The 15,366-nt window shown below is 44.1% G+C and carries 13 protein-coding genes; 3 read left to right on the top strand and 10 right to left on the bottom strand.

What is annotated here, in order from left to right; all coding sequences use genetic code 11:
* Positions 1-14: 14 nt before the first annotated feature.
* From ACMQ5W_RS10855 to ACMQ5W_RS10845, 3 genes are all read right to left on the bottom strand, one after another.
* Positions 15-929, bottom strand: coding sequence for a pseudouridine-5'-phosphate glycosidase (locus tag ACMQ5W_RS10855; RefSeq protein ID WP_148494015.1), 915 nt, complete (start codon positions 927-929; stop codon positions 15-17).
* A 59-nt stretch (positions 930-988) separates the two neighbouring features.
* On the bottom strand, positions 989-1,765 hold the full coding sequence (locus ACMQ5W_RS10850; RefSeq protein ID WP_419025196.1) for an EFR1 family ferrodoxin: 777 nt from the start codon (positions 1,763-1,765) through the stop codon (positions 989-991).
* A gap of 320 nt (positions 1,766-2,085) precedes the next feature.
* Positions 2,086-3,321, bottom strand: a complete 1,236-nt coding sequence (locus ACMQ5W_RS10845; protein WP_148494013.1) for a pyridoxal phosphate-dependent aminotransferase — start codon at positions 3,319-3,321, stop codon at positions 2,086-2,088.
* Positions 3,322-3,536: 215 nt separating this feature from the next.
* On the opposite strand from ACMQ5W_RS10845, the gene ACMQ5W_RS10840 reads away from it, so the two are divergent.
* Positions 3,537-4,226 carry a M23 family metallopeptidase gene (locus tag ACMQ5W_RS10840; RefSeq protein WP_148494012.1) on the top strand — a complete coding sequence of 230 codons (690 nt, stop codon included), beginning with the start codon at positions 3,537-3,539 and terminating at the stop codon, positions 4,224-4,226.
* A 25-nt stretch (positions 4,227-4,251) separates the two neighbouring features.
* Here the strand turns inward: ACMQ5W_RS10840 and trmB are convergent, their stop codons facing one another.
* From trmB to ACMQ5W_RS10820, 4 genes are read right to left on the bottom strand one after another with little or no spacing between them, the layout of a single operon-like run.
* Positions 4,252-4,890, bottom strand: a complete 639-nt coding sequence (gene trmB, locus ACMQ5W_RS10835) for a tRNA (guanosine(46)-N7)-methyltransferase TrmB (RefSeq protein WP_419025195.1) — start codon at positions 4,888-4,890, stop codon at positions 4,252-4,254.
* Positions 4,887-5,687: an energy-coupling factor transporter transmembrane component T family protein gene (locus ACMQ5W_RS10830; protein WP_148494010.1), complete on the bottom strand. Its 801-nt coding sequence runs from the start codon at positions 5,685-5,687 to the stop codon at positions 4,887-4,889. Before ACMQ5W_RS10830 ends, trmB begins: the two co-directional genes overlap by 4 nt.
* A complete protein-coding gene (locus ACMQ5W_RS10825; protein WP_148494009.1) occupies positions 5,687-6,547 on the bottom strand; it encodes an energy-coupling factor transporter ATPase in 861 nt (286 codons plus the stop codon). The genes ACMQ5W_RS10830 and ACMQ5W_RS10825 overlap by 1 nt, the downstream gene beginning before the upstream one ends.
* Positions 6,532-7,371, bottom strand: coding sequence for an energy-coupling factor transporter ATPase (locus ACMQ5W_RS10820; protein ID WP_419025194.1), 840 nt, complete (start codon positions 7,369-7,371; stop codon positions 6,532-6,534). Before ACMQ5W_RS10820 ends, ACMQ5W_RS10825 begins: the two co-directional genes overlap by 16 nt.
* Before the next feature lie 197 nt (positions 7,372-7,568).
* Between ACMQ5W_RS10820 and ACMQ5W_RS10815 the strand changes: the two genes are divergently transcribed.
* A complete protein-coding gene (locus ACMQ5W_RS10815; RefSeq protein WP_419025193.1) occupies positions 7,569-7,691 on the top strand; it encodes a hypothetical protein in 123 nt (40 codons plus the stop codon).
* Positions 7,692-7,746: 55 nt separating this feature from the next.
* Here ACMQ5W_RS10815 and ACMQ5W_RS10810 read toward each other — a convergent pair whose 3' ends face one another.
* The gene (locus tag ACMQ5W_RS10810) at positions 7,747-8,604 is read right to left on the bottom strand and encodes a YitT family protein (RefSeq protein ID WP_148494007.1); all 858 of its coding nucleotides are present in this window, start codon (positions 8,602-8,604) and stop codon (positions 7,747-7,749) included.
* Positions 8,605-8,779: 175 nt separating this feature from the next.
* Positions 8,780-9,895, bottom strand: a complete 1,116-nt coding sequence (locus tag ACMQ5W_RS10805) for a GGDEF domain-containing protein (protein ID WP_419025192.1) — start codon at positions 9,893-9,895, stop codon at positions 8,780-8,782.
* A gap of 275 nt (positions 9,896-10,170) precedes the next feature.
* On the opposite strand from ACMQ5W_RS10805, the gene ACMQ5W_RS10800 reads away from it, so the two are divergent.
* Entirely contained in the window at positions 10,171-13,662 is a 3,492-nt protein-coding gene (locus ACMQ5W_RS10800; RefSeq protein WP_419025191.1) for a hypothetical protein, read from the top strand.
* A gap of 42 nt (positions 13,663-13,704) precedes the next feature.
* Here ACMQ5W_RS10800 and ACMQ5W_RS10795 read toward each other — a convergent pair whose 3' ends face one another.
* Positions 13,705-14,943 carry a dicarboxylate/amino acid:cation symporter gene (locus tag ACMQ5W_RS10795; RefSeq protein WP_419025190.1) on the bottom strand — a complete coding sequence of 413 codons (1,239 nt, stop codon included), beginning with the start codon at positions 14,941-14,943 and terminating at the stop codon, positions 13,705-13,707.
* Positions 14,944-15,366 lie beyond the last annotated feature (423 nt).

Here is a 15,366-nt window from a genome sequence, read left to right as displayed (position 1 = left end):
TCTTTCTTCCAGATTCATAAATGGCAAAGCTCTACTGCTGTCTGTGCTGCCACTTTGGCATTATTATATACCAATTGTATATTTGCGTTGAGACTGTCGCCTCCTGTAATGTCTTTCACTTTTGCAAGAAGAAACGGCGTCGTCTCCTTCCCATGGATGCCCCTTTCACCAGCTTCTCTTATGGCCTCGTCAATCGCTCGGTTTATGACTTCATCGTCCATAGAGAACTCTTCGGGAATCGGATTTGCAACCAGCATTCCGGTATGAAGACCGCAGCCCCGCTGCGCTTCGAATGCTTCTGCAAGTTCCTTTGGCGTATCCAATCTGTAGTCCACATGAAAACCGCTTTTTCTCGTATAGAAAGCTGGCAATTCACCGGTACCATACCCGATTACAGGAACACCTTTCGTTTCCAAATATTCTAAGGTCAATCCCAAATCGAGAATTGCCTTTGCACCTGCACACACCACCATGACCGGCGTCTGCCCTAGTTCCTCCAGGTCAGCAGAAATATCCATGTTCTGTTCTGCACCTCTGTGAACGCCTCCAATGCCCCCAGTAGCGAAGATCTTCACTCCTGCCATATTCGCAATCATCATGGTAGTCGCAACAGTAGTCGCTCCATCCAATTTTTTAGAAATGGCCACTGGTATATCGCGTCTGGAGCATTTCACAATATCGGTCCCTTTTTTTGCCAAATACTCTATTTCCTGTTTCGCAAGGCCGCATTTTAACCTGCCCCCAATAATTGCAACCGTAGCGGGAACTGCACCATAGTCTCTGATAATTTCCTCTACCCTAAGAGCGGTCTCTACATTTTGCGGATAAGGCATTCCGTGAGAAATAATGGTAGACTCAAGAGCCACCACCGGCCGCCTGTTCTCTAGTGCCTCTTGCACCTCAAGTGCAATATCTAAATACTTATTCATCTGTCTTCCTCCTTGCTGGTCAATATACTAGGGTAAACGCCGCTATTCAGAATGTCATTTTATACGAATAATTCTGGCTCTTTTCTCTTGCTGCAGGCACTGGCAAAAGTCTTTGATGCAACGGCATACTTAGGTCCGCCAAAGGATCTCGCTTTTACCGGACAACTAGCAATGCAGGCAGTACACATGATACATTTGTGCTTATCCGTTTTCTTTGGCGTCTCACTGCTGATTGCATGCACTGGACAGACCTCAACGCAGGTTCTGCACTTAGTGCAATTTTTATCTGCCTCTGGCGCCATGGATGGTTTCATATGAGGTTTGTATGGACGGTCGCCCGGCAGCTGCAGTTCAGCGTTATTTTCAGGATCAAAAGTCTCCAGTTTTTCAATGCATTTCTCTGCAAATTCCTCTATGTACTTCATATCCGCTTCATCAGGCCGACCAGCCGCCACATGAGGAAAGACAGAATGTTGTGCGATAAAAGCTGCCGCACCGATGACTCTGAATCCGACATCATCAAGTAAATCCTCCATTTCGACTAAGGCGTCTTCATATTCTCTGTTCCCATATACTGCTGTAATGATTGCCGGCGTATTCATTCCACGAAGATGTTTGATTGAGGACAGACAGTATTCCGGAATCCGTCCCCCAAATACAGGCATCGCCAAAATCAGCAGACCATTCTCTGCAATCACCCGTTTCTTTTCTATTCTGTGCGCAAGAATATCGTGGTATTCCTTTTTCTCAGCAAAACCTTCACCGATTTTTTCAGCTATTTTCTTTGTAGTCCCCGATGGACTGAAATATATCACACTTACCTTATCTATCTTCATAATGCACCTCCATAATACTTCCTTGCAGCAACGCCGTAAGATTATGGAACCATTATACCACATTTTCATCTATGAATACAGAGGCGGAATAAATGCCTCCATCAAAAAAGCTCCCCGCAAAACATTACAGTCCGCAGCCGCCTCGGTTTCTATAAAATGTTCCACACTTTTTTTCTGGCTTCTGCTTTTGTGGACTACAAATTCCTTTTTCTGCCGCTTTCACAGCCACATAATAAGAGAAGACACGTCACAAGGCCGCAAAGCCTGGACGTGTCTTCCGTCTTGTCTATTTTCGTACTGGTCGTAAGACCAGCTTCCTTCTAATCTTCCATTGCACTCTTAATTTCAGCTGGAATTCGTCTGCACTTTTCCTCTGAAATTGAGGCGATGGACACGCGCAGCCCTTTTGCCAGGGGCACTAGGAAAATTCCTTTTTTCTCCAGCTTGGCACTGATTTCATCCGGGTTGTCACAAGGGATCGACGCAAAAAAACCAGCATCAAAAGGCACGATTTTTAAGCCTACTTTTGCAGACTCCTCTTCAAAAGCTTTTCCTCTGCTGAGAAGCATTTCTCGAATTTCTTTTCTCTCCTGCGTTACTTTTTTCAATAAATCTTCGTCAGCAAAGATATTTGCTATAATGCTCTGGCCAGCTTTGGCGCTGTTAGACCACGAACCTCTCGAAGAAAACTCGCAGACCCGCTTAAACTCTTCAGCAATTTCCTTTGTTGGCGCCAGGCAGATCATCGCGCCACATCTCATCCCATAAATGGTGAACGTCTTTGACATACTGTAGGCCATAATCGGCAGAATGTTCGCCGGCAGAGTCTCCAAAATCGGTAAAAACTCCCTGTATTTATCCTCATCACCCGCAAAGTCGATATAAGCCGCATCAATAAGCAGAGCGACACGATTCTCAGGAGAAACATTGCTCAGACAGTCTACAACTTGCTTCCAGTCCTCATTGGTGAGGGCATAACCTGTCGGGTTATGTGCCGGTGTGTTTATGATGATAACCAAACGATTCTGCTCAGCCAAAATTTCATGCACTTTTTTTGAAAAAGCTTCTATATTATATTTGCCGTCTTCTGTAAACAGTTGATAGGTATCGATGCTCCTGCCAATTTCAGAGGCGACAGTCTTATATGGCGCCCAATGCCAGTCGCTGGTTAAAACTTTATCTCCCGGGCAAGAATAGTTGGCAATCGTATTTCTTATTGAGCCGGTGCCTCCAGGTGTGGCAATCGCTTCTACAAAACCTTTTGGTTCATATTTGCCTAAAGCAGCTTTGATTGCCGCTTTTTTATAAGCGGGCGTACCGCCAATCGGTGCATATGCTGCATACTCTTCTGGTTCCAGACCCATAAATGTGTCATCAACAGAAGAAAGAACCATCAAATCCCCATCATCGTCCAGAAGCGCTCCTATGGTAGCATTGACCACTTCATCAGGACCTTTTTCGTCTATCATTTCGTTCGCCCTGCGGCTGATGCCAAAAATCTTATCCTCTGTAGGGATGTTCCTTCCATTCTGTGCTGCCATTATAAATTCAGCCATATTGTCACCTCCAAATTGATTATCAAATATACGACAAACGCCAGACCAGCCATAGGCTGGGGCATCTTTGCATAAATTCTGTCTGCAAATCGTCTTTCGCATCTTTGGACAGAATGTCATGAAAACATTCTACTATGAACTCCTTATTTTTACAAGTTAATATTAGTATGAATACACGTTTTAGTGGTGATAATAGGTGACAGGAGGTGAAGAAAATGCGACAAGTTGAAAGAAAAAAAGGGAAAGACAAGGTTGCCGCTGTTCTGATGCTTTGCTTCTGTCTCATAGCTCTGACATCTATTTTCACAATAAAAGCTAGTATTAACAAAATCTCGAATAGTGCGAATGATGTGCCTGTTACGAAAAAGACCACAACTGATCAGGAAAAGGACGCTGATGATCAGAAAAAGGAACAGGAAAGTGATAAGTCAGAAGAAGCATCTGCCGGCGTTCCCATTGTAGATAGTAATAAGCAGTCATCAAAATCCAATACGTTCTCGCTGCCTATCGATGCGGACAAAGGAAAGGTATCAAAGAAGTATTCAATGGATATGGTGATCTACAACGCGACTCTCGATCAATACATGACCCACCCAGGTATGGATATCGAGGCTCCCCAGGGAACCAGTGTCAAGGCAGTCGCCAGCGGTACAATTACGGACATATATACAGATGACGCCTATGGAATCACCATCGAGATCACTCACAGCAATGGCTATATTTCCAAATACAGCAATCTCTCCACAGATAAACTTGCTGAAAAAGGCGATACGGTAAAAAAAGGCCAGGTAATCAGCAACGTTGGACAGACTGCGCTTTATGAATCCATGGAACCGACCCATCTTCATTTTGAGCTGATGAAGAATGGCAGTCTATGCAATCCTTCAAAAATTATCAAGTACTAATTTCCCAAATAGGAAAGAGCCTGTATCAGGCTCTTATCTTTACATAATTTATATTCTTCCCAGAGGCAGCAAATTTATCTTCGTACTCTGTGGTAATATTTGTTTCAGCAAAATCCGAAGCGTGCAAATCCCTGGACACTTCCAAGATGTTCAATCCCTCAGTCTCAATTTGTTCCAGAGTAAAATCAAACAAGCCATCATTATCAGTCTTGAATTGAATCACTCCCCCTTCACGAATCACATCACAATATTGTAAAAGGCGTTTGCCATAGGTCAGTCTGCGTTTCGCATGGCGATCCTTAGGCCAAGGATCGCTGAAATTCAAAAAAATCCCCTCAAGTTCGCCGCAATCAAAGTAATCACGGATATCCTTTATATATTCCAGTACAAATTTAATGTTGCCACTTTCCATTTCTGCTGCTTTTTCCAAGGCTCTGAGCACAACACTCTGATGACCCTCAATTGCAATAAAATTCCACTGTGGGTATTTAGCTGCGTAGTTGGTCACAAACTGACCTTTTCCACAGCCGATTTCCAAATAAATAGGATGATCATTTCCAAAGACCTCCCTCCATTTTCCCTTAAAACCTTGCGGATTTTCTATGGTAAAATCACTGAAGCCTTCCAATCTTTCATCTATATTTTTTAGTTTCCTCTGTCTCATAAAAAGATTCTCTCCAAAATAATCACTGCTAAAAACGCCGCTAAACCGACCATCGCTGCAGCGTCCCTGCCGTTAAACTGCATCTCATGCATCCTGGTTCGCCCCTTTCCGCCTCTATAACAACGTGCTTCCATGGCCATTGCCAAATCTTGCGCAATGCGGAAAGCACTTACAAACAGCGGTACCAGTATAGGAATCAGGGATTTCGCTCTGCTTAAGATATTTCCACTTTCAAAATCCGCACCTCTGGCCTGCTGGGCTTTCATGATTTTGTCCGTCTCCTCCAAAAGAGTCGGAATAAACCTGAGAGCGATAGACATCATCATCGCAATTTCGTGTGTAGGCACACCGACATGGGAAAGTGGGCTTAACAGTCTTTCAATTGCGTCAGTCAGGCTGATGGGTTTTGTCGTCAGCGTCAGCAGAGAAGATCCGATGATTAAAAGGATCAGTCTCAGTCCCATAAATGCCGCTGTATAAAGTCCTTCCACTGTAATTTTTAAAAATCCCCATTGCCAGATTACCTTGCCATCCACCATGAATATATTGAGGCAAAAGGTAAAGATGATGATTAAAAGAATCGGCTTCAAGCCCCGCATGATGAAGGCCAGCGGAACCTTTGATATGCCCACTATGACAGCCAGTGCGCTGGCACAGATGGCAAATCCGATAAAATCATCCACGATAAACAACTCTGCGATGAACATAATCGTCGCAATTATTTTAATTCTCGGATCCAGCCGATGAATGATGGATTCGCTGGGATAATATTGTCCAAGTGTGATATCTCTTATCATTAAATCATTTTCCTCTGTAAATAGTTATATAATTCCTCTTCCGCCTCTTTGATGGTTAACACATTTTCATTGACAGCCGCCCCGCCGCTCTTAATCTGGTGCATCAAATCTGTAACAGGCGGCACGTTCAGCCCGATGGCTTCCAGGCGTTCCTTTTGTGAAAACACCTCCTGCGGCGTTCCAACCGTCACCAGCTTTCCGTTGTCCAAAACCATGACCTTATCAGATAAACTAGCTACATCAGCCATATTGTGAGAAACAAAGATGATGATATTATTTTGTGCTTCGTGTACCTCTTCAATCATAGCGAGAATGTCCTGATGTGCTCCCGGATCTAAACCGGCTGTGGGCTCGTCGAGAATTAAGACATGCGGTTTCATAGCGATAACCCCAGCGATGGCAACTCGTCTCTTCTGACCGCCAGAAAGATCGAACGGAGAACGCTCTTTGATATCCTCGTAATCCAGCCCAACCAGTTCCAAAGCTTCCTCAACTCGATCGGCTACCTCTGCCTCTGTTAATCCCAGATTCTTAGGGCCAAATGCCACATCCTGTGCTACGGTTTCTTCAAATAACTGATATTCTGGATACTGAAAGACCAGTCCTACGCGCCTGCGAATTTCTTTCATCGCCACGCCCGGTGCTGTGATATCTGTATTTCCAATAACGATCGTGCCGCTATTCGGCTTCAAAAGCCCATTGAGATGCTGCAGCAGCGTTGACTTTCCCGATCCCGTGTGTCCGATGACACCTACGATTTCACCGTCGTAAATATCAAAGTTAATATTAGAAAGTGCCAGTTGTTCGTCTGGCATTCCTTTTGAATAAATATGTGATAAGTTTCTTACTTGTATTGACATACGAATGTTACCAGTCCTTCGTTTGTAATGACGTTCTCAGGGATCTTAATTCCCCTTTTTCTCAGTCTTCCGGCAAGTTCCACGGCTAGCGGAACGTCGAGATTTGCCGCTTTAATAATCTCTCCCTGCGAGAACACCTCCGAAGGTGTCCCATCGAGAAGAATATTGCCTTCGTTCATGATGATCACTCTGTCTGCACGAACCGCTTCATCCATGAAGTGGGTAATCAAAATCACAGTAATCCCATCTTCGTGTAATTCTTTGATAATCTCCATGATTTCATCCCTGCCTTTGGGATCCAGCATCGCTGTCGGTTCGTCGAAAATGATGCATTCCGGCCGCATTGCAACTACACCCGCAATGGCGATCCTCTGCTTTTGTCCGCCAGACAGAAGGTGCGGTGCTTTTTTCTTAAACTGCCCCATGTTGACAGATTCCAGAGCTTTATCCACCCTTTTTCTGATTTCCTGCGGCTCAATTCCCAGATTTTCAGGGCCAAAGGCTACATCGTCTTCTACGATGGAAGAGACGAGTTGATTATCAGGATTCTGAAAAACCATTCCCGCGGTCTGCCGCACATCCCAAATGTGGTTATCATCCTTTGTATCCCAGCTTTTCACATAGATTGTCCCTCCGCTGGGCAAAAGCAGTCCGTTGAGATTCTTTGCCAAAGTAGATTTTCCTGATCCGTTCTTGCCAATGACTGCGGTGAAACTTCCTTTCTCTATTTCCAGGGAAATCTCGTTGATTGCTCTAACTGGCGCTTCCTCTTCACCCTGTGTATATTCAAAAACTAAATTTTCAATTTTGATCATATTTTCCATATGTTCACTCCATAGGACTGTTATTTTTTGCAAACAACATCGTTTACATCGCGGAACTATTCTACCACAATCGTGGCAAAGACGCAAATGAAAGCGTCTCTTACTATTATCCCCGAAAATAATTAACAATCTTTTTTATTTTATCACTAGAATGTTGTTCTGTCATCCGGTAAATACTATAGTTGGAGGTGATAAAAATGTATAACGATAAATTGGCAGAACTTTCCCCAGCGGATCTTAAAATTATCAGCGAGGCAGAGCACAAGCTTGCAGAGAAGTGCGGCTGCGATGTGGCGCTGATTGCCTACGACGTAAAGTAAGCCCCCAAATCAGAAGATGCTGTCCAAAGACGAACCTGGGCAGCATCTTTTATAATCATTTAGTTTTAAATCCCGATCCGACGACCTCGTTGGACTCCATGATGATGATAAAGGCTTCCGGGTCAACTTCCTTGACCACATTTCTGATGCCGTACATCTGCTTTGTACTGCAGGCACACATCACTACATCTTTCTCCTCTTCGGAGTAACTGCCCTCCGCCTTCAGGAAAGTGGAACCTCTCCCTACTGTTTCATCGATGCGGTCTGCTACTTCGTGTGCGTGATCCGTGACAATAAAGGCCATCTTTCCGGCAGAGATTCCATACATGACTTTATCCACCATAATAGAGAGGATAAAGCTGATTATCATTCCATAGATTAATCCTTCGATATTTTTCGATACTAGAACAGTCCCAGCTACAATTACCAGTGATTCCATAGCAAAAGAAATTTTTCCTAAAGATAGATGCGGGAAAAACTCTTTGATAGACAACATGATAAAGTCAGTACCGCCAGTGGAGGAATCTCTCATGTAGATCAAGGCGTATCCCAAGCCAGAAAGCACGCCGGTGCATATTGCCGATAACATCAAATCCCCCTCGTAGACCGGGAATTTCGGTGCAACGACGTCCATTATGATAGATGTGATGGCAATGGTTCTGATAGACCTGATGAAAAAATCTCTTCCCAGAATTTTAAAACAGGCGATAGCAACTGGAATATTCAGCACGAATGCCACTGTACCGATAGGCATCCCAAATAGGTGGTATAAAATCAAGCCGATTCCATTAAATCCCACCATTGGAAATTCAGAGGCAGCTGCAAAATTGTAGGTACCGATGGCAATCAGAACGCCTCCGATGATATCTACAATTATATCTATGCTTATTTTTTTCATATTTAAGTTTTTCATACAAATCTCCTCCCTTACTCACAAGACAACAACCTTTTCTTTAAAAAAACATCTGCTGACGCGCGTGGCATCTGCAAATGCTTACAATTAAGTATATCGCAGTGGACAATCCTTTGTCAACACCGCAGGAATTAGTCCCCCAATTCTGTGAATTACAGCAATCAGCGGTTTCACTCTATTGAAAAACAGTGAGTTGGTTCTTCCCATTCTTTTTGGATTGATACATCGCCTCATCTGCTTTTTGCAAAATCATCTCCGCATCCCACCCTTCCTGCAGCCTGGCTAAGCCAATGCTGACAGTAATCCTTTGCTCTGAAAAATCATAAATCTGTTGCCGAAACGCCTTCTGAATCTCGGTAAGCAAGGAGCAGTAAACCTCGAGGCTCTCTCCAGTAAGCAATATGGCAAATTCATCGCCTCCAAAACGACCCGGCAGCTGTCTGTCTCCACAAATCTCTTTGATAATTGCCGCAAGGCGCACGAGTACCTCATCCCCAGCTGCATGACCATAAGAATCATTAACATATTTAAAATCATCAATATCCACAAAGGCCAGTGCCAGGTTATCAGTCCAGCCCTTATCTATCGCTCCAATCAGACAGTTGTTAAAGGCTGTAGCGCCGTAAATGCCAGTCTTTTGATCGTAGTTTAAAAGTTCTTTCATCCTCAATTGTTCTTGATAGCCCTTCGCCAATGCGTCGTTTTTCTCTTTATGATAACCAATGAGAATTTGCGAAAATTTGTGAGCCGTCAACAGAATGCACAGAGCGACAATGGCTTCAGGAATTAAATAAACATCTTCGCTTTGAGATAGTAAGACATCGACAAGTACCGTTATCACAATACCCCCAACGCCGATAAAGGTAATCAGCCGTGTCATCTTTCGATTGCTGAAGATCACCGTCACAAATACAGGAATGATGTACACTGCCATAGTTACCGTAAAGACATAGTGGGTGCACGATACTACAATACAGAGACAACTCATGAGTACAATTGGAACATAATTGAGCAAATACGGTCTGTCTTTGTATCGTTCATTGCAGATGATCGCAATGGTGAGAAGCGTAATATTGATGATTGTCGGTAAGATCAAGAATCTGGCCAGATACACTGACACAGTCTGAAATATCAGATCATGGGAACGCAAGAAAAAAAACATGGTAATCTCGATAATAAAAACTGCCAAAACACTGACGATGTCAGCTTTAAAAATCAAAACACGCCATTTTCGATAGGTATCCTGAAAGGCTTCTTCCTTATCTATTGTATCGGGTTCCATACCCATCATAATTATATCCTCACAATTCTAATTTTATCTTGATTATTCTACCACAATTTTTTTCTCTTGCATAGAAGAGTCCCTCATTTTCACGTTTCCGGACACAGGATTGTATTATGTCCAGAACATAACCAACGTTATTGTATATATTATCGTATTTTTGGCAATATTTTGATAATTTCATTTTGACTTGTTGACAGCCTTATTTACATCTGTTACTTTAACACTGTAAACGTTTACAACAACATACCACATCTCACCGTTTAAAAATTACGGAGGTAACCATGAGTAAACTAATGCGAAAACGAACAATCAGTCTCAGCTTTATCATCGTTCTATCACTAGCACTAGTTGCATCATCCTTCACTGCCCCAAAGATATCCTTTGGAGACACCACAGTGGGCAGTGAAGCTGTCACCTTAGACAATACCGGAGAAGGCGAAGATGCGATATCTTTAACCCAAGAACGTTCCTTTATTGCAAAAGTTAAAGTCGATATGACAAGAGAACAATTGGAAAAAGCCATAGAAGATAAGACAATCCGCTGGAATCTTTCTCGAAAAAAAGGCATGCAGGATCCTGGCGAATTTCCGTACCAATATCTCGGCGGTCCAATGGATGAATGGAAAACTGTTGCAACTACTGTAGAATCAGGCGGACAAGAGGAAATCGACATGTTCCAGAACATCACCAACTCAGTCGTGACTGAAGGCGATGCCTTATATCTGCAGATGGAGTTTGACAGTAAAACATTGTTTGGATACAACGGTATAGACAATCGTGACCGCGTTTTAGTCAGAAATACCATTCTCGACTATACCGGACGATACGATTTAACTTGCTATCACGGCAAATCAGCTTTGGGCAGTACCTCAGTCTGGGTACGTCCTTATGATTCCTTCCATACGCAGAGTCAAGTTGATGAGAAGCTTGCCGAATTAGCAGCCAGAGCCAACGCCGCCGGTCTTTATGCCAAAATAGAGGCTATCGGTTATTCGGTAAAGGGTAGGCCGATCAATGCGCTTTTCCTTTCCGCGAAATCAAGTGATCTATCTAATCATCTCGCCCAGACGGAACGAGCCGAAACGAACCCCACTCAAGTAAAAAAAGAAGTTGCAGCGGGAACTTTGGATTACAAGGTCCCTGTCGTCTACAGCAATATCCACTCCGATGAAATCATCGGCGCTGACGGCTGTCTCGATTTTGTCGAAGCCGTCGTGGAAGCTGCAGAAGGAAGCGGAAAAATTCCTTATAACAAAATTACCGGCCTCACGAGCACTGGAAAGGCGACTCTTCAAGCTGAAATGTCAAAAGACGGCAAAGTTTGGTCAGAACTGATCAAAGATAAGGTCACCGGCGTAGGATTTATCCAAGGGGAAGGCAAGTTCGAACCCTCCAACCCGAAGCATACTTCAGATGCAGTTACCAATATGACTGACGAACAGATGAAAAAGTATTACAATATATCGAAAAAAGATTTAGATATAGATGAGATTTTGACCGATATGTTTTTCATCGTCGTACCATCAGAAAACGTAGACGGCCGCCAGGCTATGACTCGAACCAACGCCAACTACTTTGATTTAAATCGTGATAACTCCTACCAGACGCAGCCAGAAACGCAGGCCATGACGCAACTGATTGCAAAGTGGAATCCGATCACCCTGTATGAAATTCACGGATACTATGACGAGTTTGTCGTAGAACCATGCACCCCTGCTCACGAGCCAAATGCTGAATACGATTTATATATCGATACTTCCATAGAACAAGGCGAAAACTTCGGCGCAGCCGCTATCGCCAACAACGAGTCTATCAACAGTTTCCAACTTACGCTGCGTGACTATCTCTCTGTGGACAACAGCGGTAAGAAGAAGTGGGGTGCCTGGGAAGACATCTCACCAAGTTACACCCCGATCTACGCATTCCTGCACGGCTGTAACGCCTATACGGCCGAATTTCCTTATGGAAGTCACGATGCACAGCAGGCAGTCAAATACGGTCTAATCGGCAATGCCGATTTTGTTGCGGAGAACAAAGACAGGATGTATCTCAACCAATTAGAGTTTTTCAGGAGAGGTTTGGAAAATATCGATGCGGATACGATTTCCCCTTACTTTGTAAGCCAATATGACGATATCGGCGCAGAAGCGGATAAGTTCCGTAAAAAGTATGAAGAAAACAACAACTTCTTCCCTGAATACTACATCATACCAATCAGCACGTCTGATCAGAAAAATATTCAGGCTGCAAAGGAGATGGCAGAATACCTGCTGAGAAACGATGTCAAGCTGAAACAGTTGACAAAAGATGTGACAATCCACGGCAAGACCTACAAAAAAGGTTCTCTAGTAGTAGATATGCATCAGGCAAAGCGGAACATGGCGAACTCAGCCCTTTACTCCAACATGGTCATCGACACCTGGGATGCGCTATACTCAGAGCCTCTGACTGCATTTCCGCAGCTGCGCGGATTTGACGCTCATGTGATTACAAAGGTTGGCGCCATTAAAGCAGCTGACACAAAGAAGATCACAAAAGTACCGTCAATCAAGACGACTACATCAGGAAGCGGCAGCTATATGGTCCTTTCAAACAACAGCGTAGATGCCATCCAAGCCGTCAACAGATTATTAAAAAACGGCAAGACGGTTGGAATGATTACCTCCGGTACGAATAAAGGTGATTTCCTGGTAAAGAAAAATGACTTCAACACGGTTAAGAACGATTACATTTTGGTCGGGAAGGCCGTTTCAAAGATGCCTGCTGCAAAAGCAGTCAAAAAAGCCGCCAAAGTCTATATTCCAGGTCGAACCAGCTCTGCCTTCACAACGACGAAGAATGGCAGAGAATACGGCATCAAGCGGTATCAAGACAGGCTCAACACTGCCCTAGGCTGGGATATCTTTGCCTTTGAGCAGCAAATGGGCTTCCAGGTAGTCGACAATCCAGAAAATGCCGACGTCATCGTAGGAAGCCGCCCTCTGGGCGAAAAAGAACTGCGTCTGATCAAAAAAGGCAAGCCATATATCGGCTACACAGTCAACGCCCTGAAAGCGGCAAAAGACCTGGGAATTGACATCGACTATCAGACTGGCGGCAGCTATGATGCATTGACTACGGTGACTTATGAATCAGACAATCTGATTACTGCAAAATACAAGCAACAAAAAGATAATATCATGTACGGCTATGGAGGCAACTACATTACACAGGCGCCAAAGGGGGCTGAAATCTTAATCAAGACCACTTCAGATTATCCTATCGAAGGTTTTATGGCTGCGGATTACATTGAAAAATACAAAGGCACCATTCAGGCAATTGATTACAGGCAGGGTGGCTGCCAGATAACCTTATTTGCCAACACCATGACCAACAAAGCCCACCAGCTGGACGACTATCGCTACCTATCTAATGCCATTTATTCTAAAATGCTGGCAAGCACTTTTAAGGACATTGAGACTATTGATGGTATTAAAAAAACAAAGATTACAGCTAAGTCTGCTTTAACAAAGAATGGAATCAAAGTTTCATGGAAAAAGTCTGCCGGTTATAAGGTCGATTATTATGAGGTATTCAGATCGACGAAAAAGTCCTCTGGATATGGTACTAAAGCTTACTACAAGACAAAAACCAATAAAACGTTCTCCTTTACTGACTCTAAAAAGTTAAAAAAGGGAACTCGCTACTATTATAAAGTGCGCGGTGTGCGGACCATAGACAAGACGAAGTATTATACCTCCTGGTCTAACAAAGCGAACCGTACAGCAAAATAGCATCAAATCAACAGGGGCTGCATCTAGCAGCCCCTTGTATTTTTATGCATTCGCTTTCGCTTTTCTCGTTTCCTTCCGTTCTTCCATTTTGCTCACTACAATGGAGCACACAGAATCGCCTGTAATGTTGACTGTCGTTCTGCCCATGTCAAAGATGCGATCTACTCCTGCTACAAGCGCAATACCTTCTACAGGCAGTCCCACGCTTTGCAGCACCATGGCCAGCATGATCATGCCAGAGCCAGGAACGCCTGCCGTACCGATCGAAGCCAAAGTTGCCGTCAGAACGATAACCACCATCTGCGACAAGGTCAAGTCGATTCCGTAGCATCTGGCGATAAAGACTGCACAGACGCCTTGATAAATCGCGGTTCCGTCCATATTGATGGTAGCGCCCAGAGGCAGTACAAAGCTTGCAACTTCTCTCTTTGCACCTAGCTTCTCCGAGCATTCCAGATTGAGAGGCAAGGTACCTACTGAGGACGCACTGGAAAAAGCAAACATCATGGCTGGAGCGATTCCTCTAAAGAAAGTCAATGGATTCAGACCGGCCAATCCTCTGACGGCACCTGAATATACGATGACTACGTGCAGTATGTAGCAGATATAAGCTGCCAGCAATACCATAGCCAGGGATCCCAATATCTTTGGTCCGTTAGTCGCAACTACCGGCGTAATCAAACAGAAAACCCCGATTGGTGAAAGTTTTAAAATCATCTCCATGATGCGCAAGGATACATCAGACAGGCTGATAATCATTTTGGCAAAAGGTTGTCCCTTCTCTCCAGATAAAATAATGCCAAAGCCAAACAGCAAGGCGATGACGATAACCTGCAGCATATTGGCTTCTACCATCGGTGCCACTGCATTTGATGGGAAGATATTGACCAGCGTCTCCATAAAACTGACTGGCTCGGTGGCCTCATAGGTTAGACCGCTGGTTTGAAGCACGCTGAAGGTGCCTTTAAACAGGTTCGCGAAGGTCAGTCCGATGACAATGGCTACCGCTGTCGTGCACATATAGAAGACGATTGTCTTCCCACCGATGGACCCGACTTTCTTGATATCTTTCAAAGATATGACTCCTGAAATAATTGACGTAAGTACGATTGGCACTACGATAAATTTGATTAGATTCAAAAATATAGTACCAAAAGGCATGATATACGAATCTGCCCAATTTTCTTTGCCGACGGCGATAAATAACAGACCTGCAGCAATACCCAGTCCCAATCCGATAAATATCTGTACGGCAAGAGATAGTTTCTTCTTTTCTTTCATTCCGTTCCTCCATAAATTTTTGGTCACTCAAAAAATTGTACTGAAAGTCAAAAGGTTTGTCAATAGTATTTCTGCTCGTTAGCAGCTGGTTACGCAAAAAAGCGGCTAAAAACCGAAACGGTTAAGCAGTACCGCACTCAAGCATCCCTGATGCGTAATTCCCTCTTCCCATGCCTGCCCCAGTTACGCAGAAATGTGCCAAAAGGCCATAACCGTTAAGCAGTGGGCGCGGCAGCGCTCTCGCTTGCGTAACTGGCGTCTCCCAGGTTAATGCCTGTTACGCAAAACCTGCCTAAAATCGGGGTTCCGTTAAGCAGGCTCCCCGTGCGGAAGCCCTATTGCGTAACTGCTCACACACCGTTACGTCCTGCTCCCCTGCCAAGCGCCCCTGGCAGCGCACTTTTAACCCCTATTGACACAAAA

This window comes from Emergencia sp. (genome assembly GCF_048465375.1).
Classification (GTDB): domain Bacteria; phylum Bacillota; class Clostridia; order Peptostreptococcales; family Anaerovoracaceae; genus Senimuribacter.
The sequence above is the reverse complement of the archived record's forward strand: the minus strand, read 5'-3'. Positions and strand labels throughout refer to the sequence as shown.